Source organism: Gemmatimonadaceae bacterium (assembly GCA_019752115.1).
Classification (GTDB): Bacteria; Gemmatimonadota; Gemmatimonadetes; order Gemmatimonadales; family Gemmatimonadaceae; genus Gemmatimonas.
Genome location: JAIEMN010000024.1, coordinates 151,020 through 177,367, shown reverse-complemented (window position 1 = coordinate 177,367; position 26,348 = coordinate 151,020). Strand labels below are relative to the sequence as shown.

Sequence of the window (26,348 nt, the reverse complement as noted above, 5' to 3'; positions counted from 1 at the left end):
GCGGTTACTCAGCAATGGCTCTCGATACTCTTTCGGATTTTCTCGCCGCCGTCGAACGGATCGGCGAACTCCATCGCATCACGCAGCCGGTCAAGGTGCATCTCGAACTCACCGAGATCGCCGATCGGGTGTCCAAGATGCCGGGCGGCGGCAAGGCGCTGCTCTTCGAGAAGCCGGTGCTCCGTGACGGCTCCATCTCGCCGTACCCGGTCGCCATCAACATCTTCGGCTCGATGCGCCGCATGGCGCTCGCCCTTGGTGTCGAGAAGCTCGATGAGATCGGCGACCGTATCACGCAGCTGATGGACCTCAAGGTCCCCGACGGATTCGTCGGCAAGCTGTCGCTGCTGCCGCGCCTGCTCGAGATCTCCAAGTTCCCGCCGCGCACGAAAGGCGGCACGCCCGCCTGTCAGGAAATCGTCTGGCGTGGCGACGAGATCGATCTCGACCGCATCCCCGTGCTGCACTGCTGGCCGGAAGACGGCGGGCCGTACATCACCATGACGGCCGTGATCTCCAAGGACCCGGCGCGCGGTATTCGCAACGTGGGCATGTACCGCGTGCAGCAGCTCGACAAGAAGCACGTGGCCATGCACTGGCAGCGCCACAAGACGGGCGCCGAGCATCTGCGGCAGATGGCCGAGCGGGGCGAGAAGATGCCGGTGTGCATCGTCGTCGGGTCGGACCCGGCGAGCATGTACTCGGCGAGCGCGCCGCTGCCGCCGAACATCGACGAGTTCCTGTTCGCCGGTTTCCTCCGGCGTGAGCCGGTGCGGTTGGCGAAGGCGGTCACGAACGATCTCGAAGTCCCGGCCGACGCCGAGTTCGTGATCGAAGGCTACATCGATCCCGCCGAAGCGCTCATCGTGGAAGGCCCGTTTGGCGATCACACGGGGTTCTACTCCGAGGCCGATCTCTATCCCAAGGTGCACGTCACAGCGGTGACGATGCGCAAGAATGCGGTGTACGCCACAACCATCGTGGGGCGCCCGCCGATGGAAGACTTCTACCTCGGCCATGCTACCGAGCGGATCTTCCTGCCGCTGCTCAAGCTCACCACGCCGGAGATTGTGGACTACCACATGCCGGCCGAGGGTGGGTTCCACAACCTCGTGTTCGTGAGCATCGACAAGAAGTACCCGGGCCACGCCGACAAGGTGATGCACGCCTTGTGGGGGCAGGGGCTCATGTCGCTCGCCAAGGTGCTGGTGGTGGTCGACAAGGAGATCAATGTGCGCAACCCGGTGGAGGCGTGGTGGGTGGCGCTCAACAACATGGACCCGCAGCGCGACGTGCGCTTCACCATGGGGCCGGTGGATGTGCTCGACCATGCCAGTCGCGCGTTCACGTACGGCAGCAAGATGGGGATCGACGCGACGCGGAAGTGGCCGGAGGAAGGCTTCACCCGCGCGTGGCCCAAGGTGATCGAGATGGATGAGGCCACCAAGCGCGCGGTTGACGCCAAGTGGGCGAGCCTCGGGTTGCCGCCGGTGCCGCAGTGGTGAGTCCGACGCCGCGCGGGTCCTACACGCCCCCCAAGGGCGCGGTGGATGGGCAGCTGGTGAGCGGCGATTCGCTCCCGGTGCGGCTGGCGAACTTCGTCAAGCTGCCGCACACGGTGTTCGCGATGCCGTTCACCCTGGTGGGGGTGCTCTTTGCGAGTGTCACGTCGCCGGTGACGCCGGCGCTGGTCGGGTGGGTGCTGCTCGCCTTCACCAGCGCACGCTTTGCCGCGATGGCGTTCAACCGGCTCGTGGATCGCGATGTCGATGCCAAGAACCCGCGCACCGCGATGCGCGAGATCCCGCGCGGCGCGCTGACGCTCGGTCAGGCGCGTGCCAGCATTCTGGTCACGAGCGCGCTGTTCCTGCTCGCGTCGTACATGATCAACCCGCTGTGCTTTGCGCTGTCGCCGGTCGCGCTGTTCTGGGTGCTGGGGTACAGCTACACCAAGCGTTTCACCCGCTGGTCGCACCTGTGGCTGGGGCTCGGGCTGGCGATTGCCCCGGTGGGTGGGTATCTCGCGGTCGCGGGGCACTGGAGCCAGCCGTGGTGGCTGCTCTGCGTGCTGGCGTTGGCCGTCGCCAGCTGGAGCGGTGGTTTTGACATGATCTATGCGCTGCAGGACGCCGAGTTCGACCGGCAGCACGGGCTGCACAGTGTGCCGAGCACGTTCGGCGTGCCGCGCGCCATCACGATTGCCCGTGCGCACCATGTGCTGTCGGTGCTCTGCTTCTCGGCGGTGATTGCCGCGCAGCCCATGGGTGAGGTGACGCCGTTGGTGAACGGGGTGCTGTGGGCGGCGGTGGCAGCGGTGGCCGTCCTGCTGCTCTGGGAGCATCGCCTGGTGAAGGCCGACGACCTGTCCAAGGTGGACGCGGCGTTCTTCACGATGAACGGCGTGATCTCGATGGTCTTTCTGGCTGCCGTGCTTGGCGCGCGGCTGCTCCTCGGAGGGGGCACCCCGTGAGTGCGACGACGCGCTATCCGGTCGTGGTGGCGATTACCGGGGCCTCGGGGGCGCCGTATGCCGTGCGCCTGCTGCAGGCGCTGGTGGAGCTGCAGGTCCCCACCTGGCTGATCGTGTCGAGCCATGGGTGGCGCCTGCTGCGGACCGAGAGCCGGATTGCGAACCTCGACGAGCTCAAGGCGCATGTCGGCGCCGAGGCGTGGGATCGGTGCGTCACCGTCTTCGACGACAACGACCGCGGGGCGAAGCCGGCGAGCGGGTCGGCGCGCAGCAGCGGGATGGTGGTGTGCCCGTGCTCCATGGGGACCGTCAGTGCGATCGCGCACGGCACCTCGCGCTCACTGGTCGAGCGGGCGGCGGACGTGGCGCTCAAGGAGCGGCGACCCCTGATCGTTGTGCCACGTGAAACACCGCTGTCGCTGATCCATCTGGAGAACCTGACGCAGATCACGCGCGCGGGCGCCACGGTGATTCCGGCCGCGCCCGGGTTCTACCATCAGCCCACGCGCATCGAAGATTTGGTGGACTTCATCGTCGCGCGGGTGCTCGATCATCTCGGGCTCGATCACACCGTCGGGCACCGCTGGGGCGAGGACACCCCCACGGAGTAGCATGGCCGCGCACATTCCTGCGCTGTCATGTATCCCGCGAGGGCGCCGGGCCGTCTGACAGGCGGACCATCCCGCCCCGCCTCATGCTCGATCTCGCTCTCCTCGAACATCAGATTGCCCGTCAGCGCCGCCGGAAGTGGGTCAACGGCGCGGTGATGTTTGCGATCGTGTGCGTCCTCGCCTTTCTGGTGATGGACGTCGCGGTGCGCGTGCTGGGCGTGCCGCGCAGTCAACGGATGATGGTGGCCTTCCTCGCGGCGCCGCCGTTGGCGGCCTTTGTGGTGGTGTTCATCTGGACCGTGCTTTCCGGGACGGAGACGGTGGCGCATTCGCTGCTGCATCCGCCGTCGGGTGGGCCGGTGACGATCCCGACATCAGGCGCCGAGGCCCTCTTCACGCAGGGCGATATCGAGGGCTCCATGGCGGCCTTCGACGCGCTTCGTGACCAGCACGGGGCGACGCCAGAGTTGTTGCGCCGAGAGGCGGACCTGCATCTGGGGCGCGACGGTCGCCCCGAGCGCGCCCGCGAGTTGCTGATCCGCCTGCGCCAGACGCCGGGCGTGTCGCGGGGGGACGAACTCTTCGCCACCCAGCGCCTCATCGATCTCTACTTTGGGGCGCTGCGCGATGAACCACGCGCGTTGAGCGAGATGCGCCGCCTGGTGGAGCGCTTTCCCGGCACGCGCGACGCGGAAGGCGCGCGTGCCGAGTTGGAGCGGCGGCGGCAGCGCTGACGCCGACTACCGCTGGCGAACCATGGCGCCGGGGCGGCCCACGTACAGCGTGCCGCCGTAGCCCGCCACGACGCCCAAGCCATTCACCATCCCGAAGGCAGCGTAGGGGACAAACGTCGTGGGCTGCGACGGGAAGATCTCCTGCGTGAACCAGGTCGTGCCGTTGAAGCGGAGCAACCGACCGCTGCTCGTCACGACGTAGACATCACTGGCCGAGAGGGCGGCAACGGTGCGAAGCGTCCCCGCACCGACCAGCGCTCCCGAGGCGGGCATCAGGGTCCACGCGGTGCCGTCCCACCGGTAGGCGTTGGGGCCGGAGACCGCGAACGCGAGCGCCGGCGACAAAACGCGCAACCCGGTGAAGGCGATAGACGTGGGCGGCGTGGTCATGCGTGTCCAGGTGGTGCCATCCCACCGGTAGATGGCGCCGCTCCCACTGGTGATGCCGGACGCCATGGCAAACGTGGGCGACACGCCATCAATGCGGCTTGGCAGAAAGCCGGTCAGCGTCGGTGACGCCTGCCAGGAGGTGCCGTTGAAGACGAAGCGTTCGCTGACTGAAAAACCGAGCGCGAAGCTGCTCGAGGCGGCCCAGAGCGCCCACGGTGACGAGGAGAGTGCGTCAAAGCTCCAGGAGCCGCCCTGTTTTCGCCAGACGCCGCTGGGCGATCCTGCTTCGGATGTGAGCACCAGGCCATCGGCGGTGGCGGTGATCGTCTGGAGCACCCCGAAGGTCGACACGGTGAGATCGCGTGTCCACGTCGTGCCGTTGAAGCGAAGCACCTGCCCGTGGCCGCCGGTTGCATACGCAAGAGAACTGCTCACCACGGCGACATCGAGGAGCTCCGGCGAGGAGGACTCAAGTTCCCACGTGCTGCCCGTCCAACGGCCGATCCCGCCGTCGGCACCGAGCGCACGCAGGGTACCGGTTGCTCCACACGACGGCGTAATCACATAACTGCCGCGGGTGGCCACGCCGTAGTCGCCAATCACTGTCCACGCGTTGCCATCGAGTCGCAGCATGCGGCCATCGAAGGTCGTACCTGCGTAGAGATTGGGGCCGCAGGTTTGCAGGCGCGTGACGAAGGTGCCGCCCGCGCCCGCTCGCGTGGTCGGCATGGTGACCGATATCCACGCGCTGCCATTCCATCGCGCTGAGGTGAAGTTGCTGCTGATCACCACCACGTCGCTGCCGGCGTACGCCGCGGCCGCGAGCGTGCCGGTCACCGGCGGGGCCGGAATGGTGGACCAGCTGGATCCGTTCCACTGCGCGAGTCCGGTGCTGCCGTTTCCGCTTACCAGGATGTTGTTGTTCACGCCGCTCACGTCGATGGAGAGGAGCGACGTCATGCCCGGTGGATCCACGATGCGGGTCCACGTGGTGCCGTTGAACACCAGCACGCCGCGCGCCGGTGCCGATGTGCCACTGTTCGCCACGAGCGCGGCGACGCCCGTCGAGCCCATGGACATCAGGCGAAACACCGCACCGATGGGCGGCGTGGCCATGGCCACAAATCCGGGGTTCGGCGTGGCAAAGGTGGTGAACTGGGCGATCTGGCCGTTGGCACTGCCAACGAACGTGCGCCCCGGAATGCCGGTGACCGCGGTCAGTGAACCAAAGGGTGCGAGCACGCTTGGCGTCCACGCGGTGCCGTCCCAGCGCAGCATGGTGCCGTCGGCCGCCTCGGTCGAGAAGACGGCGAATCCGTCGGATGGGCTCGCGATGTATGCATCGCGAATCTCAATCGTGGGGGCCAGCGAGAAGGGGGCCAATGGGGTGCGGCTCCACGCGTTGATGACCTGCGGGCCACTGACGGTGACAGTGGACGCGGCCGACACGGTGGGAACGAGCACACTGGTCGCGCGGATCGTCGCGCCGCCCGGCGCAACGGCGGTCACCACGCCGCTGGCGTTCACCGTGGCCACCGCGGCGTCACTCGTGCTCCACGTGAGCTGCGTGTTCGCCCCGGGGTCGGCATCAACCGTGGGCACGATCTGCTGGGTCGTTGCGGTGGTCAGCGTTGCCGCTGTAGGGGACAGCGTGATCCCCCGCACGGTGGGCGTCGTCACCGTGACCGTGGTCGTGCCGCTCACCGTGGGGTTCGCCGCACTGGTCGCGCGAATGACGCTCGTGCCGGCGCTGACGGCCGTTACCAGGCCGGTGCTGCTGACCGTCGCGACGGCTGGTGTGGCCGAGACCCACGTCACGGCCGTAGAGGTGCCGGCATCGACGTCGAGCGTGGCGGCAAGTTGTCGGGTGGCCGCGATCAGCAGCGACGGATTCGCCGGCGTCACGGTCACGCTGCGTACCACCGGATAGGCGACGGCCACACTCACCGTCGCCGAGGCCGCGCTGTTCACCGCCGACGTGACGGTGAGGGTCGCGCTGCCGGGAGCGACGCCGGTGATCAGCCCGGTGGAATCCACCGTCGCCACGGTTGGCGCGCTACTGCTCCAGAGCACTCGTTGGCTCGCCTCCGCGTCGGCAGTCACGGTCGCGGTGACCGCGGTCGTTGCGCCGACGAGGAGAGAGGCGGTGGTGCGTGACACCGACAGACTCCGCACGAGTGGCGTGACGCTCACCGTGGCACTCGCGCTCACGCCACCGACCGACGCCGTCACCACCGTACTGCCGCCGCCAACGGCCGTGATGGTCGCACTGCTTCCGGCGCCGCTTACCGTGGCGACCGCCGCGTTGTCGGTACGCCAGCTGATCGCGCCGGTGGAGGTAACAGGCTGTAGCGTGGCGCTCACGGTCGCCGAGGCGCCCACGCCCTGCAGGGGTACGCTGGTTGTGCTGAGCAGGACGCCCGTGATGGCCGGGGGGGCGACGGAGTCGGCGCCGCCGCTGCCGCAGGCGGTGGGCATGAGCGGCAGGAGCAGCGCCGCGCCGAGTGACGCGAAGCGACGGAGCGGGCTCGAGGCGCGGGCGGAGGCGGAAAGGAGAGGCATAGACGTCACGCGCAGTTCGCGCGTGAACTCCCTCATGCCAGTCGAGAACGGCTACTTTGGGGTATGCCGAACAAGACTGCCACGATCATTGGACTGATTTCCGACACGCACGGCCTGGTGCGCCCCGAAGTGTTTCAGGCGCTGGAGGGGGTCTCGCAGATTCTGCACGCCGGTGACGTGGGGCCGGCCAGCGTGCTCGCGGAGCTGGGGGCGATTGCCCCGATTCGCGCCGTGTGGGGGAACACCGACGCGCCCGGGCGTCCGGATCTGGTGGAGCGCATCGAGGATGTCATCGACGGCGTGCGCATCGTGGTGACGCATGGGCACGAGCTGGGAAGCCCGACCCCGCCCAAACTGGTGGGGGCGTATCCCAATGCCGACGTCATCGTGTATGGGCACACCCATCAGCAGCTGGTGACCAAGGCGGCGCGCCGCGTGGTGGTGAACCCCGGTGCGGCGGGACCGCGGCGCTTCAAGCTGCAGCCGTGCGTGGCGAAGCTCTACATCTGGAAGGGGCAGGCGGACGTGGAGCTCATTCCCCTGGGTCTTCCGGACGAGCTGCCCGAGCCGCCGACGGCATAAGCGCCTGCTCGCGCAGGTGCACCGAGAGGGCCTCGAGGGCACCGACGACCGTGTCGGCGCGCAGCGCCACCGACGGATTGGCGCGGAACCACTGCTCCAGCATGAGCAACTCGTCGAATTGCTCGACCATCGCGCCGCTTGGTTCTTGTACGCCACGATGCTCCAGCGCCTGCAGCGCGGCGACGGAGTCGGGATCGAGGCAGCGCGCTTCGCCCACCACGCGGCCATGGCGGACCAAGTAGAGCCGATCATCACCGTCGCGCCCGGGGACGGCATACGCGAAGGACGGCCGCGCCAGCGCCTCACGTACGCGCGCCAGCTGCCCATCGAGTTCCTGTAGCGCCGTCAGGCGGTCGCGCAGCCATCCGGCGCGCTCGAAGCTCAGCGCCGCGCTCGCGGCGGCCATCTCGCGCACGAGGTACTGATGCGGCGTATCGTCGCGCCCTTCGAGCACGGAACGGGCGCGCGTGAGCTGCGCACGGTACTCGTACTCGGAGGCGGCGCCCACGCACGGACCGAGACAGCGGCGCGTTTCATAGCGATGACAGCCCGGCGTACGCTGCAGGGCGGGGTCGTGCTCGTCGAACAGCTCGGCCACGTCGCTGGTGTGCATCGGCACGCGATCCGAACAGTCGCGCAGGCCCAGCGCGTCGTTCAGCACGCGTAGCGCGTCCACCAGCGGGCGCCGTGAGGCAAACGGCCCGATCATCTGGGCGATGTCGCGTGAGCGCGCGGCCGCGCTGGCTCGCTGAATACGCAATCGCGGCGCGGGCCCCTTGGCGATGGTGATCACCCACCACCGGTCGAGTGGACGCGCAGATCGCACGTTGTACTTGGGGAGGTGCGCGCGAATCAGCCGGACTTCGCGCAGCAGTGCGGCGAACTCGCTCGGCAGCGGCTCCCACTCGATGCGCACGGTTTCGCGCAGCAGGCGCGCGTGGCGATGCGCGGGCCACGGCAACCGGAAGTACGAGAGGAGCCGGGTGCGCACCTGCGTGCTCTTGCCCACATAGAGCACTTCCCCGTGCGCGCCGCGCATGAGATAGACACCGGGCACATTGCGGGCGGTGGCCCGGACCTGCTCCCGCAGCCGCGCAACGTCGGCCTCGGCGCTCCCGACCGCGAGGTCGAGCTGGGTGGCGAGCGGCGCAGTGGCCGCGCGACGACGGGGGCGACCCGCCGCGGGTGGCTTAGAACTGACAGCCGGGGCAGAAGACGGTACTGCGCCCGTCCACGGCATGCGTCCCGACCAGGGTCCGCCCGCATCGCTTACAGGGGAGGCCGGCACGACCGTAGGCCGCCAGCTGCTCCACGAAAGCCCCGCGCTCGCCTCGGGCATCACGATAATCCCGGAAGCTCGTGCCGCGGGCCGCAATGCTCTCGGCCAGCACGGCCTGCAGCTCCCGCCGCAGAGCCGCCCATTCGGCGGTGCGGAGCGTTTGGGCTGCCCGCGAGGGATCGATCTCGGCGCGCCACAGAGCCTCGTTCGCGTAGATGTTGCCGACACCAGCCAGTCGCTTCTGGTCCATCAGGGCAATCTTGATGGCCTGGCGCGATGACCGAAGAGAGCCCGAAAATGCAGCATCGGTGAGCTCCGGGTCAAGAGGCTCCGCACCAAGTGCGCCGGAATACTCGGCAAATCGCGTCGGCGACATCAGCGCCACGGTCCCCAGGCGGCGAACATCCCGATAGTGCAGCCGCCGCCCGTCGGCGAGGGTCAGCGAGACGCATCGGTAGGCCAGCTCCTCCGCCGGGAGCGGCTCGGCTTCGACCACGAGGCCGCCGGTGAAGCGCGGCTGGACCACGAGGTGGCGGTCGGCGGGCGCGTCGGCGAGGGCATCGGGGGCACTGAGATCGAGCACGATGAGCTTGGCGCGTCGCCAGACCCGGGCAATCGCGGTGCTCATGAGGGCGGCCGGCAACTCACTCGGCTCCACATCGCGCACCACGTCGGGGCGTGTGACCTCCACGTCTACCACGCGCGCGCCCACGACCATCGCGTGCAGATCGCGCGCGATGGTTTCTGTTTCGGGCAGCTCAGGCACGCCGTGCTGCTTCGCGCCAGCCGATGTCGCGCCGGTAGATCGCGCCCTCGAAGCCCACGCGCGCCGCCGCGTCGCGGCTCGCCTGCTGCGCGGCGGCGAAGGTGTCGGCGAGCGCCGTCACGGCCACGACGCGCCCGCCACTGGTGCAGAGGGTGCCCTGCGCATCCCGCGTCGTGCCGGCGTGGAAGACGCGAATGCGGTCGCTGAAGCTCGGCAGTTCGATGGGGAAGCCGGTGCGTGGCGCATCCGGGTAGCCGCTCGATGCCACGACCGTGGTGACCGACGCGCCCGCGCGCCACGTGAACGGCGCCATGCTGCCGATCCGCGCGCCACGGGCCACGGCGAGCATCGGATCGAGCAGGCTGCTGGTGAGCATCGGCAGAATCGCCTGCGTCTCCGGATCACCGAAGCGGCAGTTGAACTCCACGACCTTGGGGCCGTCGGGGGTGAGCATGAGCCCCGCGTAGAGCAGGCCGGTGAACGGCGTGCCGCGCTTGCGCAGGGCGTGCAGTGTGGGCAGGAAGATCGACTCGGTAACCTGATCCACGAGCGCCGGCGTGGAGAAACTCACGGGCGTGTAGGCGCCCATGCCGCCGGTGTTCGGGCCGTCATCCCCGTCGAGCAGGCGCTTGTGGTCCTGGGCGCCGATCATCGGGAGCACGTCGGTGCCGTCGGCGATGGCGAACAACGACAGCTCCTCGCCGGTCATGAACTGCTCGACGAGGCACTCGTTGCCGGCCTCGCCGAAGACCTTGTCGCCGAGAATGCGATCGATCGCGTCGAACGCCTCGCGTTCACTGTGGCAGACGATGACGCCCTTGCCGGCGGCGAGCCCGCTGGCCTTGATCACCACCGGCGCGCCGAAGCGTGCCTTGACCGCGGCCTTTGCCTCGTCGGCGTCGCGATGCGTTTCGGCGTGCGCGGTGGGGATGCCGGCCGCCATCATCAACGCCTTGGTGCCGGCCTTGCTCGTCTCAACCGTCGCCGCGCCCATGGTGGGGCCGAAGGCGGGAATGCGGCGCTGCTGCAGCGCATCCACGACCCCCGCGGCCAGTGGCGCCTCGGGACCCACGACCACGAGGTCCACCGCTTCCTGCTCGGCGAGCGCACACACCGCCGCCGGATTGTTCGCATCGACCTTCACGAGGCGCGCGAGGTCGGCGATGCCGGGATTCCCGGGGGCCGCGATGATCTCAACGGGCGTGTTCTCGCGCGACAGCGTGTCGGCGAGGGCATGTTCGCGGCCACCGGAGCCGAGGAGCAGGATCTTCATGCGTCAAAACTAAGGGGACCTGCGGGCGACAACAGCGGGGGCCCTGCGGGCGACAACAGGGACAAGAACGGGACAACTCACGAAGGTCGGCGCGTGGCGCGAATCCTCGTGAGTTGTCCCGTTCCTCGTTAGTTGTTGCGGCCCAATGCCTCCCGTTATTCGCCCGGAGCCGGACCAGCTGGCGGTGGCGGCGGCGGAGCTGGGGGCGGTGCCGGCGGCTCCGCTCCCCCCATCGCACTGGCCGCTCGGAACGCATCACGGAACGCATCAGCCGCCCGCCCGATCACATCGCCCACGGTGTCGGCGGCGGCGCGCGCCTTCTCCGCGTAGTAATCGGTCGCATCACGCAGATCGTCGCGATACGGCCGCTCGGCTTCGGAGCCCCGGCGGATGTAGGCGCCGCCCACGATCTCGGCGTACGCGCCCGTCTGCTGCCACCGCCGCAGTTCCCCCGCGCGCACCGTGTGGAACGGATGCTCGCGCAGCGCGGTGTTGAGCGCCCGCAGGACGCTGTCCCACGCGGTGCCACCGAGTTCATACTCCGCGGCCTGCGTGAGATACGCGTCGAGGTCGATGGTGTCGCCCTCGGCACGGCCACCGGCGAGCTTGAGGAACGTCATCAGGCTGGCGCGCGGATCCTGCGTGCCGAGCATGCCGGCGCGGTCGGCGCTGAGTTCGCTCTTGCGATACCACTCGAGCAGCGCGAGCTGGAAGGGCAGCAGCGCGATCGACGCGAGCAAGGGCAGCGCACTCATGCCGAAGAAGAGCACGATGAGCGCGATCGTGCGGTAAGTCGTGCGCCCGGTCATAATGTGTCCGAGCTGCTGCGCCAGAATGAACTTCTGTTCCTCAGGCTCCAGCAGTTCGAGCGTACCGGAGCTGATCACGATGAACGGCTGGTCGAACCCCACCGCGCCGGCATTCGCGATCGGCGTCTGCGTTACGTAGAGCTGCGGTACCGCCTGGCCGGCGTTCGGCCAGTCGAGCGTCTGCAGCACCTCTTGATACAGGGCGAAGAGCCGGGGCCGTTGCGTGGGGCCCACGAGCACGGCGTCGCCAAGGAACAGGTTGCGAACGCCGCGCTCGCCGAACACGCTGGCAATCTTGCGCACCACCTCGTCGAATCCCGGAAGCGCCCGGAGCGTGCGCAGTGCGGCACGATCAGCCGGATGCTCCCAGGAGACGGGGGAGATCTGGATCAGTGGAGTGGCCATCATCGCAGGGGTTAAGGGCTTCGGCCGAAGTCTGTGGACCCTACGAAGGGCGCCCCGGTTTGTTGCAGTGGCGTTTCGTGGGGGCTACAGCCCCACCAGCGCCCGCTCGAGGTCCTCAATCAGGTCCTCGGCGTCCTCAATGCCACAGCTGAGGCGCACCATGCCGTCGGTGAGCCCCATGGCCTGCTTCACATCGGCCGGAACCGACCCGTGCGTCATCGTAAACGGATGGTTCGTCAAGCTTTCGACACCGCCCAGCGACTCCGCCAGCGAGAACACCTCGACCCGCTCCAGGAACCGGCGGGCGTTGTCCTGCGTGCCAAGGTCGAGGGTCATCATCCCGCCAAAGCCCGACATCTGCTGCTTGGCGAGCTCGTGGTGCGGATGGTGGGGCAGGCCGGGGTAGATCACGCGGTCCGCGCCGAGGCGGTCGAGCAGATACTGGGCAATGGCGCGGCCGTTGGCGTCGTGCTGCTTCATGCGCAGCGGAAGCGTCTTGGTCCCCCGAAGGGCCAGCCAGGCATCGAAGGGGCCGGGGACGGCGCCCGCGGCGTTCAGGATGAACTGGAGCCGGTCGGCCAGGTCATCCTCAAGAACGACCGCCAATCCGCCGATCATATCAGAGTGACCATTGATGTACTTGGTGGTCGAGTGCCACACGATGTCGGCCCCCAGCTCCAGGGGACGCTGGAAGACCGGTGTCGCGAAGGTGTTGTCCACGACCAGCAGGGCCCCGTGCCGCTTGGCGATGTCGCCCATGGCCCGGAGGTCAGTGAGTCGCATCAGCGGGTTGGTGGGGGTCTCCACGAGGAGCGCCCGTGTCGCCGCCGTCATGGCGTCGGCGACCCGCTGCGGTTCACTGGAATCCACGTAGGTGAAGGACAGTCCCATATGTCGCAAGATTCGATCGAACAGCCGGAACGTCCCGCCGTACACGTTCTCGCCGACCACGATGTGGTCCCCGGCCTTGAAGAGCTTCATGATCGAATCCAGGCAGCCCATGCCGCTGCCAAACGCGAAGCCATGACGGCCGCCCTCGAGCGTGGCGACATTGCGCTCGAGCGCCTGACGCGTGGGGTTCTTGCCGCGGGCGTACTCGTAGCCCTTGTTGACGCCGATGCTCTCCTGCACGTAGGTGGACGTGAGGTAGAGGGGCGTCATGATGGCGCCGGAGACGGGATCGGGGCGCTGGCCGGCGTGGATGGCGCGGGTGGCCATGCCACCGGCGAGGTCTTCGTCAAAGATGCGCGTCATGGGCTTCGAATCATCCGTGGGGAGTTGGAGCGGGAAGCTACCGCGACGCGCCGTTGCGGGCGAGCGGTGCACCGGCCGTTGCTCCGGATGCGCACGCGCCCGGTCCCCCGCGCGGCCTCCTTCGTGCCCATGGCCTGGGCCAGCCCACCGACGGATCCGACGCCGGCGGCCTGATGCGACCGCGTGATCATGTGCTCGAGGATCGCCGGTGCCTCATTGTGGACGACGAAGCGGCGCTGCGGCGGGTGCTCGCTCGCCTGATGCGGGCTGAAGGGTACAGCTGCATCGAAGCGGAGTCGGCGGAGGCCGCGGTCGCCTTGCAGGAGCAGGCGCCGGTGCCGCTCATCCTGACGGACTACCACATGCCCGGGATGGGCGGCGCGGCGTTGCTGGCGACGGTGCGTGAACGGTGGCCCATGACCGCCGTGGTCATGGTCACCGCCGTCTCGGACGTGCAGACCGCCGTTCGCTGTCTCGATGCCGGCGCCCTGGATTACGTCACGAAGCCCTTCACGACGGACGAAGTCCGCGCGCGTGTCCATCAGGCGGTGGAGAAGCGGCGACTGCTGATCGAAAATGAGGCGTATCGCGAGCACCTCGAAGAGCGCGTTGCGGAGCAGACCCACCGGTACGAACAGCTCTTCCTGGCGGCGCTGCGCTCGCTCGCCGAAGCCCTCGAAGTCAAGGACGCCTACACGTGGGGGCACTCCACGCGGGTGTCGCAGTACGCCATGGCGATCGCCCGCGAACTGGCCACCGAGCGTCCAATGAGCGCCGCGCTGCTGGAGCAGCTCGAGCTCGGCAGCCGGTTGCACGACATCGGCAAGATCGGTGTCCGCGAAGCCGTGTTGAACAAGCCGGGGCCGCTCACTGATGCGGAGTACGCACACATCATGGAGCACCCCGTCATCGGCTGGCGCCTGCTCGCGCCGCTGCTTACTGAGATGCCGCATGCGCTCGCGGTGGTACGGTCGCATCACGAGCGCGTCGACGGCGCCGGGGTCCCCGATCACCTGTGCGGCGACGACATCCCCCTCGTCGCCCGTATCACGGCGGTCGCAGACTCGTTCGATGCCATGACCAGCGGCCGCCCCTATCGCGAGGGCATGTCGGTGGGCGACGCGCTCGCTGAGCTGGAGCGCTGTGCCGGGACGCAGTTCGACTCGGCCTGCGTTGCCACCTTTCGCCGCGTGATGGAGCAGCGGAAGGTGCCGTGGCCCGATCGCTCGGTGCAGCGCGCCCGGCACCTGGCGATCGCCTGAGCGTCGGGCCCGCCGGATCAGCTAGCCGGGCGCGTCGCCAAGCGTGACGCGCCCGCCCTGCAGCAGGATGCCCAGCTGGTGCACCAGCCCCGCGAGTGCCCAGTGGGGCGCCGCCGCCATCCAGTGCACCGGCGTAAGCCCCTGGACGGCCGCGTGGGCGCGCGCGGCGGCGAGCACGGCGCGGTGGGTGTGCCACGCGCCATCCGCCCACACGAAGGGCTCCTCGAGCCCTTCCGTGGCGGTGTCCCCGACCAGCTCAAGTCCGAAATGCGAGCCGAGGTCGATGCCACGGGCCTCGCCATCGGCGACGACCACCGCCTCGGCCGGTGCCCGATCGAGCCACACCTGCACGAGCCCCGGGGGGAGATCAGGACCCCAGCGCCGGGCCAGTGGCTCGGTCGTGAAGAGCGCCCGAACACCATGCTGAGTCAGCGCTCGGGCGACCGCCGCACCGCTCTCGGCCGGATCGAGCAGCAGGGCGCCCCGGCCGTCGCTCGCGGCCAGCGCGGTCAGCCAGGGCCCGCCAGCGGGGAGCGCGACCGCCGAGACCGTCGTCCCGAGCGCCCGCACGAGGACCGCCGACCGCCGGAGGAGGGTATGTCCGGCCGCCACGAGGGCGCCGGTGTCCTGGTCGGCGTAGCGCCCGCCGGCTGCGGCGACGGCGAGGGTGACCAGCGCGAGGGGATCAGCCATGGACGGAGGGTAGTCCGGCAAACGGAACGATGCCACCGCTGTAACGTGAAGGCACCGAAATCGTCTGTTTCGGGGCAGAAACCGAAGCGAAGTGTGATATGCGCCGTAGAGTGATCTGCGTCGCCTATCTACCTTCTACGGTTTCCCAGTTGAGCACATCGACGAGAGTGATATGGCGTTTGACGGGTTGATGGTGAGTGTGTCCGGGGTCCGCGGCCGGGTGGGCGAAGCGCTCACGCCGGAAATCGTGGCCACCTTTGCGGCGGCGTTCGGGGCCTGGGCCTCGCGCGGCGGCAATCGCGCCGTGGTGGTCGGACGAGACAGTCGCGTCTCGGGGCCGATGTTCACCAAGATCGTCCACGGGGCGCTCGAATCCGTCGGCTGCACGGTCATCGATATCGGCATGGCGCCCACGCCCACGATCCAGCTGGCGGTGGAGCATCACCATGCGGCGGGTGGCCTTGGCATCACGGCCAGCCATAACCCGATCGAATGGAACGCCCTCAAGTTCATCGGTCCGTCGGGGCTCTTTCTCTCGGCGGCGGAAGGCGCCGAGATGCGCGCCCTGCTCGACAGCGGCATCCCGCGCGCGACCTGGGACCAGCTCGGCCACGTCGTCCGGGATGAGGAGGCGGTCGCCCGCCATATCGCGCAGGTCCTCGCGCTGCCGTTTCTCGACGTCGAAGGGATTCGCTCCCGCCGCTTCAAGGTGGCACTGGACTGCTGCCACGGCGCGGGAAGCGTGATCATGCCGCAGCTGTTGACCGAACTCGGCTGCGAGGTCTACGCCATCAACATGGAGGCCGACGGGCGCTTTCATCGTCCGCCGGAACCGGTGGCGGAGAACCTCGGCGAGCTGGCCACGCTGGTGCAGGCCACGGGCGCGGACATCGGGTTCGCGACCGACCCTGATGTGGACCGCCTGGCCCTGGTGCTCGATGACGGCGTGGCGCCGGGCGAGGACTATACGCTCGCCTTTGCGGCACGCACCGTGCTCAAGCATCGCCGTGGGCCGGTCGTGACGAACCTGTCGACCAGCAAGGTCGTATCGGATGTCGCCGCCGAGATGGGGGTGCCGTTTCACTTCGCCAAGGTGGGCGAAGTGAACGTGGCACTGGCCATGCGCGATGCCGGGGCAACGATCGGCGGCGAGGGCAATGGCGGTGTCATTCTGCCGGAGATGCATCTGGGACGCGATGCGCCGGTGGGCGCCGCCCTGATGCTGCAGCTCATGCACGAGGAAGGGCGTCCGCTCTCGCAGCTGAAGGCGGACCGTCCGCGCTATGTCATCGTGAAGGACAAGCTGGATCGCCCCGATGCGCCGCTGGATGCGGTGTACGTGGCGCTGCGGTCGGCGTTTGCCGACGCGACCGCGGATACGCAGGACGGATTGCGCCTCGACTGGCCCGACCGCTGGGTGCACCTGCGCCCGAGCGGGACCGAGCCCATCGTGCGCGTGATTGCCGAGGCACCTACGGAAGCGGCGGCCCGCGAGCTCGTCTCGCAGGCACGTGCGCCGCTCAACGCTCTCTGACCAGAACTGCCATGTGCGGAATCGTTGGTTACGTCGGTGACAAGATCGCCACCCCCATGCTGATCGAGGGGCTCAAGCGCCTCGAATATCGTGGGTACGACTCGGCGGGTGTCGCCATCATGAATGGGAAGGGCGTCGAGACGCGGCGCGCGGCGGGGAAGATCTCGCGGCTGGAATCGGCGATTGCCGCGAGCCCCGTGCACGGCACGATGGGCATCGCCCACACGCGCTGGGCCACGCACGGGCCGCCGACGGAATCGAACGCCCACCCGCATGTGAGCCAGAACGGTCAGATCGCGGTGGTGCACAACGGCATCATCGAGAACGCCACGGTGCTCAAGGCCGGGCTCGAAGCGCGCGGCTACGTCTTCAAGAGCGACACCGATACCGAGGTGCTCGCGCATCTCATCGAAACGGCGTACGCCGGCAACCTCGAGGCGGCGGTCATCGAAGCCCTGCGCCAGGTGGACGGCACGTACGGCATTGCCGTGATCTGCAGCGCCGAGAAGGACAAGATCGTGGCGGCGCGCAAGGGCAGCCCGCTGCTCGTGGGCATCGGTGACGGCGAGTTCTACATCGCGTCCGACGCGTCGGCGATCCTGTCGCACACGCGTCAGGTCGTCTACCTGGATGACGGCGACATCGCCGTGGTGACCCGCGACGGCTACAAGGTCCTCGACCTCGAGGCCACCGTGCGCGAGAAGCCGGTGACGCGCATCGAGTGGGACCTCGCGCAGATCGAGCGCGGCGGCTACCCGCACTTCATGCTCAAGGAGATCTTCGAGCAGCCCACCACCGTGGAGAACACGATGCGCGGGCGCCTCATCCTGGAGGAAGGCTTCTCCAAGCTGGGCGGCCTCAACATCTCCAAGGAAGACCTCCTCGCCGTAGACAACATCATCATCACCGCCTGCGGCACGAGCTGGCACTCGGCGCTGATCGGCGAAATGATGATCGAGGAACTGTGCCGCATTCCGGTCGAGGTGGAGTACGCTTCGGAGTTCCGCTACCGGAACCCGATCGTCACGCCGCGCACGCTGTGCATCGTGATTTCGCAGTCGGGCGAAACGGCTGATACGCTGGCCGCCATGCGCGAGGCGAAGCGTCGCGGTGCACGCACGCTCGGCCTGGTGAACGTGGTCGGTTCGACCATCGCCCGTGAGGACGACGGCGGCATCTACCTGCACGCCGGCCCCGAAATCGGTGTCGCGTCCACCAAGGCGTTCACGAGCCAGGTGGTGGCGCTGGCCCTCTTCACGCTCAAGCTCGCGCGTCTGCGCGATCTCAGTGTGGAGCGTGGCCGCCTCATCGCGCAGGCGCTCGCGAACTTGCCGGAGCAGATCCAGAGTATCCTCGATCGCGCGGAAGAGATCGAGAATCTCGCCGAAGAGTTCAAGCGCGCGACGAACTTCCTCTATCTCGGCCGTGGCTTCAACTTCCCGGCCGCGCTCGAGGGCGCGCTCAAGCTCAAGGAAATCTCGTACATCCACGCCGAAGGGTATCCGGCGGCCGAGATGAAGCACGGCCCCATCGCGCTCATCGACGAGATGATGCCGGTGGTGTGCATCGCGCCGCACGACGCCGTGTTCGACAAGATCACGTCGAACATCCAGGAGGTGAAGGCGCGCAAGGGCAAGGTCATCGCCATTACCACGCGCGACGAGCCGAGCCTGGCCGGGAAGATCGACTACGAGTTCCGCATCCCGGAGACGGTCGATCTGCTCACGCCGATCCTGGCGAGCATCCCGCTGCAGCTCTTGGCGTACTACATCGCCGTCAAGCGCGGGTGCAACGTGGACCAGCCGCGCAACCTCGCGAAGAGCGTGACGGTGGAGTAAATCCTCCGGCATGCCGGAGCTCCCTGACGTCTCGCTCTACGTCGAGCACCTCGAACGCACCGTCGTGGGCCATGCGCCTGCGACGGTGCGCGTGCATAACCCCTTCGTGTTGCGCTCCGTGGAGCCGCCGCTCTCCGCGTTCGAAGGGCGTCAGATCTGCGGCGTCCAGCGCCTCGGCAAGCGCATCGCGCTGGTGTTCGAGCAGGAGTATGTGCTGGTCATGCACCTCATGATCGCCGGTCGCCTCCGGTGGCGGCCGCCGGGGAAGCACATTGGCGGCAAGCTGTCACTGGCGAGCCTCCACTTCGACCACGGGACGCTGTACCTCACCGAAGCGGGCACCACGCGCCGCGCCGCGCTGCACGCGGTGCAGGGCATCGCCGCGCTGCGGGCGTTCGATCGCGGCGGGCTCGAACCACTCACCTGCTCGGTGCGGCAGTTCGCCGAGGTGCTGCGCCGCGAGAATCATACGATCAAGCGCACGCTCACCGATCCGCGGCTGCTGAGCGGCATCGGCAATGCCTACTCGGACGAGATCCTGCACGCCGCCGAGCTCTCGCCGATGGTGCTCACGACCAAGCTCACCGACGACGAGATCGAACGATTGCATGCGGCCATGCAGCGGACGCTGCTTGCCTGGACCGACCGGCTGCGGGGCCAGCACGCCGGGGTCTTCCCGGAAACGGTGACGGCGTTCCACGACGCCATGGCGGTCCACGGGCGGTTCGGTCAGCCCTGTCCCGTGTGCGGGGCGCCGGTCCAGCGCATCCGGTACGCCGACAACGAGACCAACTACTGCGCCCGGTGCCAGACGGGCGGGCGGGTGCTGGCCGATCGGGCCCTGTCCCGGCTGCTCAAGACGGACTTCCCGCGGACGCTCGAGGAGCTGGCGGACTAGGCACGGCGTTTCAGGCCACGGATACCACGGAAACGCGCGGTGCCGTCCCGTGCACAAGGCTGACCCCGTGTGTTTCCGCGGTATCCGTGGCCAAAAACGCGCCAGGATCCGCTAACTTTCAAGGCTATGACCGACGCTGTCCAGCCCGATACGCCGCCGACCGACGCCGCTGCGCCCGTGGATCACTCCCGCCTGCAGCGGGAGATCTCGCGTCGGCGCACGTTTGCGATCATTTCGCACCCCGACGCCGGCAAGACGACGCTCACCGAAAAGCTGCTGCTGTACGGCGGCGCCATTCACCTGGCCGGCTCGGTCAAGGCGCGTCGCGCCACGCGCCACGCCACGTCGGACTGGATGAAGCTCGAGCAGGAGCGCGGCATCTCGGTGACGAGCTCGGTGCTGCAGTTCGAGTTCCTCGGCTATCAGCTCAACCTGCTCGACACGCCCGGTCACGAAGACTTCTCCGAAGACACGTACCGCACGCTGGTCGCGGCCGACAGCGCGATCATGCTGCTCGACAACCGCCGCGGCGTGGAAGAGCGGACGCGGCAGCTGTTCGATGTCTGCAAGATGCGGCGAACGCCGATCTTCACGCTGGTCAACAAGTGCGACCGACACGGCGAAGATCCGCTCAAGCTCATTCAGGATGTCGAAGCCGACCTCGGCATCGACTGCTATGCCGCCACCTGGCCGGTGTTCGAGAACGACGTCTTCGTGGGCGTGTATGATCGCCTGAAGCGCGAAGTTCACCTCTTCGAGCGCAGCGGCGATCGCGGGGCCACGCGCGCCGACGATACCATCGTGAGCATCGACGACCCCAAGCTCATCGATGCCATGGGCGAGGGGGCGTTCGATCGCCTGATGACCGATATCGAACTGCTCGATGCGGCCGGTCATGAGTACGAGCATCAGCGGGTGATCGACGGGGCGCTCACGCCCGTGTTCTTCGGCTCGGCGCTCACCAACTTCGGGATCGAGCCGTTTCTGCGGGAGTTTCTCGAGTTGGCGCCGCCCCCGGGGCCGCGCGAATCGACGGCGGGGCCCGTCGCGCCCGATCGCGAGGACTTCACGGGCTTCGTCTTCAAGATCCAGGCGAACATGGACCCGAAGCACCGCGATCGCGTGGCGTTCTTGCGCATCGTGTCGGGGCACTTCGAAGCCAACATGCAGGTGGTGCATCAGCGCACCGGCAAGCCCATGCGACTCGCCGCGCCACAGCAGTTCATGGCGCGTGATCGCGTGGCCATCGAAGACGCGTGGCCGGGCGACGTGATCGGCGTCATGGACCGCGGCAACCTGCGTATCGGCGATACGCTCGGTGGCGACGGCAAGCTCGAGTTTCAGGGCATTCCGCGCTTCGCGCCGGAGCACTTTGCCCGCGCGATGCCGGCCGATCCGATGAAGCGCAAGCAGTTCGATATCGGCCTCCGTCAGCTCACCGAGGAAGGCGCGGCGCAGGTGTTCTACGCGGAGACCAGCGCCGGCTCACAGCCGATCGTGGGCGCCGTCGGGCAGCTGCAGTTCGACGTCATGGCCTTCCGCCTCGAGTACGAGTACTCGGCCCCGTGCAAGTTCGAAAAGATGAGCTACCGCTGGCCGCGCTGGCTCACCGGCCCCAAGGCGGATGTCGAGAAGGTCGCGACCGGCCTCGGGCGCATGAAGGTCTACGACCACAAGGGCAACATCGTCGTGCTCTTCCAGGACCAGTGGGCGTTGCGCCGCGCGTTGCAGCATGAGACGACGGTGCAGTTTCATGAGACGGCGCCGTAGCCTAGACCCACGACCCAGAACCAAAAACCCGAAACCCTGAACTGATCAGTTCAGGGTTTCGGGTTTTTCGTTCTGGGTCGTGGGTTTACTTTGCGCCCGTCGTATCGACCTGCCGTCCCACGTGTCCGATCACGAACCCGCCGTCTTCCGTGCTCGCGAAGTAGATGCGGAGGCACGTCTGCGGGTTGGCGCCCTTTCGGAGCTGATCGGCGCACTCGACTTCGCGGTCGGCGTCGCGGAAGACATACGGCGTCTTGCGCGCGGGATCGCTGGGGCCCGGGGAGTAGTCGACGCCCAGGTCGGCAAACACTTCGCCGAGCGGGCGACCGAGGGCGCGATCCTGGCGGCGACGACCGACTTCGCCGAGCGCCTTGAGATACGCCCACGTGGTGTCGGGGTCGGGGAACTCGCTCTCGCGCGCCGAGACAAACGCCGACGGGAGGATGCGGAGGGCGTCGGAGTAGAGCGCCTGCGCCCGTTCGACCGCTTCCAGCACCGACTGCGGGGCATCGGAGGCGGGCTTGCTGATCGGCTGCCGCTCCTTGAGCGCGGCGAGCGTCGTGCGGAGCGCACGGGCGGCGGCGCGTTCGGCTTCGAGCTGCGAGCGGGACTCGTTCAGGCGCTCGCGCGTGCGCGCGAGCTCCCCCTCGGCGGCACGCACCGCTTCTTCAAGCTGGCGCATCAGGCCGAGCAACTGCGACTTGTCCATCTCGACGCCCGACTCGGCGGCGGCGAGGGCTTCGGCGGCGTCGGGGCGCTTGCTGTAGGCCTCGGCGCGCTTGTCGCGCAGTTCGTCGGCGATGGCCGGATCGGAGAATGGGCGCTGCACCGACACTTCGGCGAGGCGCTGCACGAGGCGGCGGCGCTCACCGGGGAGGGCCAGCGCGCGCGCCAGCACCAGCGGGTGCTGGAACGGATCGGACTCGAGCGTGAAGCCCGGCAGGTACGCGCGAGCGGAGCCGAGGAAGACTGAGCGCGCATGCCCGCCGACGGCATCGGAAAGCGCGAAGGTGTCGGAGTGGCGCAGCTGGAAGCAGAGCCCCAGGCCGAACATCTCGGCGGCGAACTGCTCGGGCGGCAACACGTAGCCGCCGTCGGGGAGTTCGGTGAGGAGCAGCACCGGCATCGTGCGCGCCGGATCACAGAGCACGAAGCGCACGAAGGCGTCGAGCGTGCCGGCCTCGAGCTGCGTCGGGACGCGCTGCAGCGGGCCATCGTTCGAGACCAGCGTGAACGCGGCGTCGAGTTCGGCGAGCAGGCGCGGCGGGCGAACCGGCGGCGGTGCCCCGTTGTTGGCGCCCCCTTCGGTGCCTACCCGGATGTTGACCTGACGCTGGACCGCGCCGGAGGCGCTGGTCGTGACGACGTAGGTGACATGGGTGGACCACTGCAGGGCACGATCGAGCGGATCCGGCGCGTGCACCACGATGTCCGCCAGCGCCGCGGTCGGCGTGCGGAACGGCGCCCAGCGGAGAATGCGCCCACCATCCAGCGTGTGGTTGGATGGCGCGTCCCAGTTGAGGGGCTGACCCTGGTCAAGACCGAGCCAGGCAACGCACGCCGCAAGAAAGGCGGCGTCGGCATCCGTCGCCGCAGCACGCGGCGTCAGATCGAAGTGGAGCGCAAGACGAGGTTGCACGGGAGTGTTGATTCACAATGTCCCCGGTCTTTCGATGTGATCGAACCGGGGCCAGAATGTGGGTCTATGCGAATTCTACTGCAACGCGTAAAGCGGGCCGAAGTCCGCGTGAACACCGAATCCCCGGAGACGACGCGCGTGACCGGGCGCATCGAGGCGGGTTACCTGCTGCTCGTGGGCTTCACCCACACCGACACCATCGCAGAACTCGAATGGATGGCGGAGAAGGTGCTGGGGTTGCGCCTGTTTCCCGACGACGACCAGAAGATGAACCGGGATATCCGTGAGCGAGGCGGTGCATTGCTCGTGGTCTCTCAGTTTACCCTCTATGGTGACGCGAGGAAGGGGCGACGTCCCAGTTTCCTTGCGGCCGCTAAGCCTGAGCCCGCTACTGCACTATATAACCAACTGGTGATGCTTTTGCGACAGCGCGGGCTCCCCGTCGAGACGGGGGAGTTTGGCGCCATGATGGACGTGGAGCTGGTGAATGATGGCCCCGTCACACTCTGGCTCGAGCGCGAGGCCGGCGCCGACGAGTCGTCGTAAGCGCACGCGAAAGATGTACCGCGCAGGCTGACATAACGCTGACAGCGCGCGGTGCCGCCGACCGGTCAGTCGGCGGCGAGCGCCTGCTCCAGGTCGGCGATGATGTCGCGCACATGCTCGAGCCCCACACTTACGCGCACGAGGCCGTCTGTGATAGCCACCGCTTCGCGCTCGGCCGGCGAGAGCTTGCTGTGCGTCGTGGAGGCGGGATGGGTGACGATCGTGCGGGTGTCGCCGAGGTTCGCGGAGTGTGACACCAGCCGCACCCGGTCGAGAAAGCGCCGGCCTGCTGCAAGCCCGCCACGTAGCACCAGTACCACGATTCCACCGCCTTGGCGCATCTGACGGCGGGCGAGCGCGTACTGCGGGTGCGATTCCAGAAATGGGTAGCGTACCGATTCGAGCGCCGGGTGGCCCTCGAAGTGTTGTGCGATCGCCAGCGCATTGCTGCAATGCCGGTCCATGCGTACCGCGAGCGTCTCCAGCGACTTGGAGAGCAGCCACGCATTGAAGGCACTCATCGCCGGGCCGGTGTGGCGGGCGAAGAATCGGCAGTCGGCGATATACGCCTTGGTGCCCACGATCGCGCCACCCAACGCGCGCCCCTGACCGTCGATGTACTTGGTCGCCGAGTGCACGACGGCATCGGCGCCGAGCCGCAACGGCGTCTGCAGGTACGGGGTCGCAAAGCAGTTGTCCACCACGAGCGCAATGCCACGCGCCCGCGCGAGAGCCCCGAGCCATTCGAGATCGATGAGCTCGAGCCCCGGATTGCTGGGGGTTTCGATGAACAGCAGCTTGGTCGCCGGCGTGATGAGGCGCTCCCAACTCTGCGTGTCCGCCACATCCGCGTAGTCGGTCCGCACGCCCCACTTGGGGAATACCCGCGTGAAGAGCTGGTGGGTGGAGCCGAAGAGCGGGCGCGCCGCTACGATGTGATCGCCGGCCTGGACCTTGGCGGCAATCGCGGTGAACACCGCGGACATCCCGCTCGCCGTGGCGATGCCATCCTCGCCGCCTTCAAGCAGGCACAGCTTCTCGATGAACTCGTCCGTATTCGGATTCGAGTAGCGGCTGTAGATATTGCCGGGCACTTCCTCGGCGAACAGGGCGCGCGCATGCTCGGCATCGTCGAAGCGGAAGCTCGACGTGAGATACAGCGGCACCGAATGTTCGTGCGCGTCGGACATCGGCGCCTGCGTGCGGATGGCGCGCGTTTCGAAGTGCGTATCGGCGTGCGTGTCGGTGTGCGGTTCGAGCGGGGCGTGCGAAGCGTCGGACATGGGCAGATCCGTGGGCAATGGAGGGCGGTGCTGCCGCCCGATCAACGATGCTCTAAACTTAGTCCATGCCCGAATCCGCCACGCACGCTCCGCTCCCCGTTCCCGTTCCCGTCATCCTGGCCTCGCAGTCACCCCGACGGCGTGAACTGCTCACGCTCATCGGTATCGCGCACACGGTGCGGCCGGCCGACATCGACGAGACCGTGTGGCCGGGCGAGCTCCCCGTCCCGCACTGCGAACGCTTGGCGCGCGAGAAGGCACACACGCTGGCGGTCCAGCATCCGGAGGCCGTGGTCATCGGCTCCGATACGATCGTCGTGATCGATGGGGCCATTCTCGGGAAGCCGCGCGATCGCGACGAGGCCATCGCCATGCTGGAACGGCTGTCGGGGCGAGAACACGCGGTGCATACGGCCGTGGCCGTCGCCCATCAGGGTGCGACCCGGTCGGCGGTGGAGACGGTCGCCGTCACGTTCGGTCAACTCACCCGCGCGCAGATCGAGGCGTATGTCGATTCGGGCGAACCGATGGACAAGGCCGGCAGCTACGGGATTCAGGGGCTTGGCGCGACGCTCGTCGAACGCATCAGCGGCGACTTCTTCGCCGTGATGGGATTGCCCCTCTTTCGGCTGGTGACCCTGCTGCGGGAGCTGGGCTACGACTACGCCTTCGGGCCGATCGCCGCGAGCCGCGCCGACGCGTAGTGCGCGCGCCAGTGGGCGAGCTTCGCCTCCACATCGGCAACCGTGATACGCGGCATGCGATCTTCGCGATAGCTCATGTCGAGCGGATAGTCCTCGCCCGGATCGCCGTAGGCATCGATCATGAGATCCTTCGCAAAGTCGTAGGGACCGACGCGCTTGGGGTTCGTATAGCCCACGAGTGAAATGACCGGTGTGCGCAGCGCCACCGCGAGATGCAGTGGGCCCGTATCCGGTGATAGCGCGACCGCCGCCCCGTCCAGAATGGCCGCGAGTCGACGGAGGCCGCTCCCCAGGGCGTTATGGGCCATGGGGGCCTCCCGCTCGATCACCGCCGCGGCGGCGCGCTCGCGCTCGGAGTTGCCGCCCACCAGCACGGGCTGGAGCCCATGCTCGTGCCACAGCGTATGGCACACGGCCGCCCATCGCTCGGGGAGCCAATCCTTGGCCGGCTTGCTGGTGCCCACCACGATCGGCGCGATGGGCCGATCGAACTGGGCCAGGAACTGGCGCTGCCACGCGCGCTCCTCGTCGTTCCACGGGCCGAGACCCCAGACCGGCGCCGCGTGCGGCACGCCCAGCGCGTCGAGAAACTCGAAGTATTGATCCTGTACGTGCTGCCCAGGGTGCGGCGCAATGCGATGCGTAGTGAACACCCAGTTCGCGTCGCGAGCGCGGGCCCGATCGAAGCCGAGCTTGACGGGGGCGCGCGTGAAGCCGGTGATGAGGCCGGCCTTGAAATACACCTGCAGCCCCAGCACCACGTCGAAGGGACGGGCCGCCAGCGCGGCGCGCGTCTCGAGAAAACCGCGCCACCCCTTCGAGCGATCGAAGAGCACGATGTCATCGACCAGCGGGTGGCCGCGCACCAGCGTGGCCGGTCCCGGTTGCAGCACCCACGAAATCCGGGCCGCCGGCGCATGCGCCTTGAGCGCCTGGATGATCGGCATGACATGCACCGCATCACCCACGGCGCTCATCATCACGATGCCGATACGGTTGAAGGCCACCGGAGGGAGCGGCGGCGTGGTTGGAGTGGCCGGGCTCAT

General features: G+C 68.1%; 22 protein-coding genes. 12 read left to right on the top strand and 10 right to left on the bottom strand.

Annotated elements, in window-relative coordinates; translation table 11 throughout:
* The first annotated feature begins 14 nt into the window (after nucleotides 1-14).
* The 4 genes from K2R93_13415 to K2R93_13400 all read left to right on the top strand — a co-directional run bounded on the left by K2R93_13415 (nucleotide 15) and on the right by K2R93_13400 (nucleotide 3,815).
* On the top strand, nucleotides 15-1,505 hold the full coding sequence (locus K2R93_13415) for a menaquinone biosynthesis decarboxylase (protein ID MBY0490834.1): 1,491 nt from the start codon (nucleotides 15-17) through the stop codon (nucleotides 1,503-1,505).
* Nucleotides 1,502-2,470, top strand: coding sequence for a putative 4-hydroxybenzoate polyprenyltransferase (ubiA, locus tag K2R93_13410; protein ID MBY0490833.1), 969 nt, complete (start codon nucleotides 1,502-1,504; stop codon nucleotides 2,468-2,470). Before K2R93_13415 ends, ubiA begins: the two co-directional genes overlap by 4 nt.
* Nucleotides 2,467-3,081: a UbiX family flavin prenyltransferase gene (locus K2R93_13405; GenBank protein ID MBY0490832.1), complete on the top strand. Its 615-nt coding sequence runs from the start codon at nucleotides 2,467-2,469 to the stop codon at nucleotides 3,079-3,081. Before ubiA ends, K2R93_13405 begins: the two co-directional genes overlap by 4 nt.
* An 83-nt stretch (nucleotides 3,082-3,164) precedes the next feature.
* The gene (locus tag K2R93_13400; GenBank protein MBY0490831.1) at nucleotides 3,165-3,815 is read left to right on the top strand and encodes a hypothetical protein; all 651 of its coding nucleotides are present in this window, start codon (nucleotides 3,165-3,167) and stop codon (nucleotides 3,813-3,815) included.
* A gap of 6 nt (nucleotides 3,816-3,821) precedes the next feature.
* Here K2R93_13400 and K2R93_13395 read toward each other — a convergent pair whose 3' ends face one another.
* Nucleotides 3,822-6,767, bottom strand: coding sequence for an Ig-like domain-containing protein (locus tag K2R93_13395; protein ID MBY0490830.1), 2,946 nt, complete (start codon nucleotides 6,765-6,767; stop codon nucleotides 3,822-3,824).
* Nucleotides 6,768-6,830: 63 nt separating this feature from the next.
* Here K2R93_13395 and K2R93_13390 point away from each other — a divergent pair, with 63 nt between their 5' ends.
* Nucleotides 6,831-7,349 (top strand): metallophosphatase family protein, encoded by a 519-nt coding sequence (locus tag K2R93_13390; GenBank protein ID MBY0490829.1) that lies wholly within the window; start codon nucleotides 6,831-6,833, stop codon nucleotides 7,347-7,349.
* Here K2R93_13390 and K2R93_13385 read toward each other — a convergent pair.
* The 5 genes from K2R93_13385 to K2R93_13365 all read right to left on the bottom strand — a co-directional run bounded on the left by K2R93_13385 (nucleotide 7,300) and on the right by K2R93_13365 (nucleotide 13,135).
* Nucleotides 7,300-8,388 carry a hypothetical protein gene (locus K2R93_13385; protein ID MBY0490828.1) on the bottom strand — a complete coding sequence of 363 codons (1,089 nt, stop codon included), beginning with the start codon at nucleotides 8,386-8,388 and terminating at the stop codon, nucleotides 7,300-7,302. The two genes, K2R93_13390 and K2R93_13385, sit on opposite strands and share 50 nt — an antisense overlap.
* A gap of 151 nt (nucleotides 8,389-8,539) precedes the next feature.
* The gene (gene mutM / locus K2R93_13380) at nucleotides 8,540-9,394 is read right to left on the bottom strand and encodes a bifunctional DNA-formamidopyrimidine glycosylase/DNA-(apurinic or apyrimidinic site) lyase (protein MBY0490827.1); all 855 of its coding nucleotides are present in this window, start codon (nucleotides 9,392-9,394) and stop codon (nucleotides 8,540-8,542) included.
* Entirely contained in the window at nucleotides 9,387-10,667 is a 1,281-nt protein-coding gene (gene purD / locus K2R93_13375) for a phosphoribosylamine--glycine ligase (protein MBY0490826.1), read from the bottom strand. Before purD ends, mutM begins: the two co-directional genes overlap by 8 nt.
* Before the next feature lie 155 nt (nucleotides 10,668-10,822).
* Entirely contained in the window at nucleotides 10,823-11,884 is a 1,062-nt protein-coding gene (locus K2R93_13370; GenBank protein MBY0490825.1) for a M48 family metallopeptidase, read from the bottom strand.
* An 81-nt stretch (nucleotides 11,885-11,965) separates the two neighbouring features.
* Nucleotides 11,966-13,135, bottom strand: coding sequence for an aminotransferase class I/II-fold pyridoxal phosphate-dependent enzyme (locus K2R93_13365; GenBank protein MBY0490824.1), 1,170 nt, complete (start codon nucleotides 13,133-13,135; stop codon nucleotides 11,966-11,968).
* A gap of 173 nt (nucleotides 13,136-13,308) precedes the next feature.
* On the opposite strand from K2R93_13365, the gene K2R93_13360 reads away from it, so the two are divergent.
* The gene (locus K2R93_13360; GenBank protein MBY0490823.1) at nucleotides 13,309-14,397 is read left to right on the top strand and encodes a response regulator; all 1,089 of its coding nucleotides are present in this window, start codon (nucleotides 13,309-13,311) and stop codon (nucleotides 14,395-14,397) included.
* A gap of 21 nt (nucleotides 14,398-14,418) precedes the next feature.
* On the opposite strand, the gene K2R93_13355 is transcribed toward K2R93_13360, so the two are convergent.
* Nucleotides 14,419-15,090 (bottom strand): hypothetical protein, encoded by a 672-nt coding sequence (locus tag K2R93_13355; GenBank protein ID MBY0490822.1) that lies wholly within the window; start codon nucleotides 15,088-15,090, stop codon nucleotides 14,419-14,421.
* Between the two features lie 172 nt (nucleotides 15,091-15,262).
* Here K2R93_13355 and glmM point away from each other — a divergent pair, with 172 nt between their 5' ends.
* The 4 genes from glmM to K2R93_13335 all read left to right on the top strand — a co-directional run bounded on the left by glmM (nucleotide 15,263) and on the right by K2R93_13335 (nucleotide 21,130).
* Complete coding sequence (gene glmM, locus K2R93_13350) at nucleotides 15,263-16,624, top strand: phosphoglucosamine mutase (GenBank protein ID MBY0490821.1); 1,362 nt, start codon at nucleotides 15,263-15,265, stop codon at nucleotides 16,622-16,624.
* 11 nt (nucleotides 16,625-16,635) lie between these two features.
* Nucleotides 16,636-18,462 (top strand): glutamine--fructose-6-phosphate transaminase (isomerizing), encoded by a 1,827-nt coding sequence (glmS, locus tag K2R93_13345; protein MBY0490820.1) that lies wholly within the window; start codon nucleotides 16,636-16,638, stop codon nucleotides 18,460-18,462.
* A gap of 10 nt (nucleotides 18,463-18,472) precedes the next feature.
* Nucleotides 18,473-19,360 carry a formamidopyrimidine-DNA glycosylase gene (locus K2R93_13340; protein ID MBY0490819.1) on the top strand — a complete coding sequence of 296 codons (888 nt, stop codon included), beginning with the start codon at nucleotides 18,473-18,475 and terminating at the stop codon, nucleotides 19,358-19,360.
* A gap of 126 nt (nucleotides 19,361-19,486) precedes the next feature.
* Nucleotides 19,487-21,130, top strand: a complete 1,644-nt coding sequence (locus K2R93_13335; protein MBY0490818.1) for a peptide chain release factor 3 — start codon at nucleotides 19,487-19,489, stop codon at nucleotides 21,128-21,130.
* Nucleotides 21,131-21,215: 85 nt separating this feature from the next.
* Here K2R93_13335 and K2R93_13330 read toward each other — a convergent pair whose 3' ends face one another.
* On the bottom strand, nucleotides 21,216-22,769 hold the full coding sequence (locus K2R93_13330; GenBank protein ID MBY0490817.1) for a hypothetical protein: 1,554 nt from the start codon (nucleotides 22,767-22,769) through the stop codon (nucleotides 21,216-21,218).
* 66 nt (nucleotides 22,770-22,835) lie between these two features.
* Here K2R93_13330 and dtd point away from each other — a divergent pair, with 66 nt between their 5' ends.
* The gene (gene dtd, locus K2R93_13325) at nucleotides 22,836-23,315 is read left to right on the top strand and encodes a D-tyrosyl-tRNA(Tyr) deacylase (GenBank protein ID MBY0490816.1); all 480 of its coding nucleotides are present in this window, start codon (nucleotides 22,836-22,838) and stop codon (nucleotides 23,313-23,315) included.
* 65 nt (nucleotides 23,316-23,380) lie between these two features.
* Here the strand turns inward: dtd and K2R93_13320 are convergent, their stop codons facing one another.
* Nucleotides 23,381-24,598 (bottom strand): aminotransferase class I/II-fold pyridoxal phosphate-dependent enzyme, encoded by a 1,218-nt coding sequence (locus tag K2R93_13320; protein ID MBY0490815.1) that lies wholly within the window; start codon nucleotides 24,596-24,598, stop codon nucleotides 23,381-23,383.
* Nucleotides 24,599-24,663: 65 nt separating this feature from the next.
* On the opposite strand from K2R93_13320, the gene K2R93_13315 reads away from it, so the two are divergent.
* On the top strand, nucleotides 24,664-25,302 hold the full coding sequence (locus K2R93_13315) for a Maf family protein (GenBank protein ID MBY0490814.1): 639 nt from the start codon (nucleotides 24,664-24,666) through the stop codon (nucleotides 25,300-25,302).
* Here K2R93_13315 and K2R93_13310 read toward each other — a convergent pair.
* Nucleotides 25,260-26,348 (bottom strand): glycosyltransferase family 9 protein, encoded by a 1,089-nt coding sequence (locus K2R93_13310; protein ID MBY0490813.1) that lies wholly within the window; start codon nucleotides 26,346-26,348, stop codon nucleotides 25,260-25,262. The genes K2R93_13315 and K2R93_13310 overlap by 43 nt on opposite strands.

Excerpts from the sequence above, each read along its gene's own strand:
- K2R93_13355 (MBY0490822.1), bottom strand. The coding sequence starts at position 15,090 with ATGGCTGATCCCCTCGCGCTGGTCACCCTCGCCGTCGCCGCAGCCGGC.
- K2R93_13370 (MBY0490825.1), bottom strand. The coding sequence starts at position 11,884 with ATGATGGCCACTCCACTGATCCAGATCTCCCCCGTCTCCTGGGAGCAT.
- glmM (MBY0490821.1), top strand. The coding sequence starts at position 15,263 with ATGGCGTTTGACGGGTTGATGGTGAGTGTGTCCGGGGTCCGCGGCCGG.
- K2R93_13390 (MBY0490829.1), top strand. The coding sequence starts at position 6,831 with ATGCCGAACAAGACTGCCACGATCATTGGACTGATTTCCGACACGCAC.
- K2R93_13365 (MBY0490824.1), bottom strand. The coding sequence starts at position 13,135 with ATGACGCGCATCTTTGACGAAGACCTCGCCGGTGGCATGGCCACCCGC.
- K2R93_13360 (MBY0490823.1), top strand. The coding sequence starts at position 13,309 with ATGCGACCGCGTGATCATGTGCTCGAGGATCGCCGGTGCCTCATTGTG.
- K2R93_13315 (MBY0490814.1), top strand. The coding sequence starts at position 24,664 with ATGCCCGAATCCGCCACGCACGCTCCGCTCCCCGTTCCCGTTCCCGTC.
- K2R93_13320 (MBY0490815.1), bottom strand. The coding sequence starts at position 24,598 with ATGTCCGACGCTTCGCACGCCCCGCTCGAACCGCACACCGACACGCAC.
- glmS (MBY0490820.1), top strand. The coding sequence starts at position 16,636 with ATGTGCGGAATCGTTGGTTACGTCGGTGACAAGATCGCCACCCCCATG.
- K2R93_13415 (MBY0490834.1), top strand. The coding sequence starts at position 15 with ATGGCTCTCGATACTCTTTCGGATTTTCTCGCCGCCGTCGAACGGATC.
- K2R93_13335 (MBY0490818.1), top strand. The coding sequence starts at position 19,487 with ATGACCGACGCTGTCCAGCCCGATACGCCGCCGACCGACGCCGCTGCG.
- dtd (MBY0490816.1), top strand. The coding sequence starts at position 22,836 with ATGCGAATTCTACTGCAACGCGTAAAGCGGGCCGAAGTCCGCGTGAAC.
- purD (MBY0490826.1), bottom strand. The coding sequence starts at position 10,667 with ATGAAGATCCTGCTCCTCGGCTCCGGTGGCCGCGAACATGCCCTCGCC.
- K2R93_13400 (MBY0490831.1), top strand. The coding sequence starts at position 3,165 with ATGCTCGATCTCGCTCTCCTCGAACATCAGATTGCCCGTCAGCGCCGC.
- K2R93_13395 (MBY0490830.1), bottom strand. The coding sequence starts at position 6,767 with ATGCCTCTCCTTTCCGCCTCCGCCCGCGCCTCGAGCCCGCTCCGTCGC.
- K2R93_13310 (MBY0490813.1), bottom strand. The coding sequence starts at position 26,348 with ATGAGCCCGGCCACTCCAACCACGCCGCCGCTCCCTCCGGTGGCCTTC.
- K2R93_13385 (MBY0490828.1), bottom strand. The coding sequence starts at position 8,388 with ATGCGCGGCGCGCACGGGGAAGTGCTCTATGTGGGCAAGAGCACGCAG.
- K2R93_13340 (MBY0490819.1), top strand. The coding sequence starts at position 18,473 with ATGCCGGAGCTCCCTGACGTCTCGCTCTACGTCGAGCACCTCGAACGC.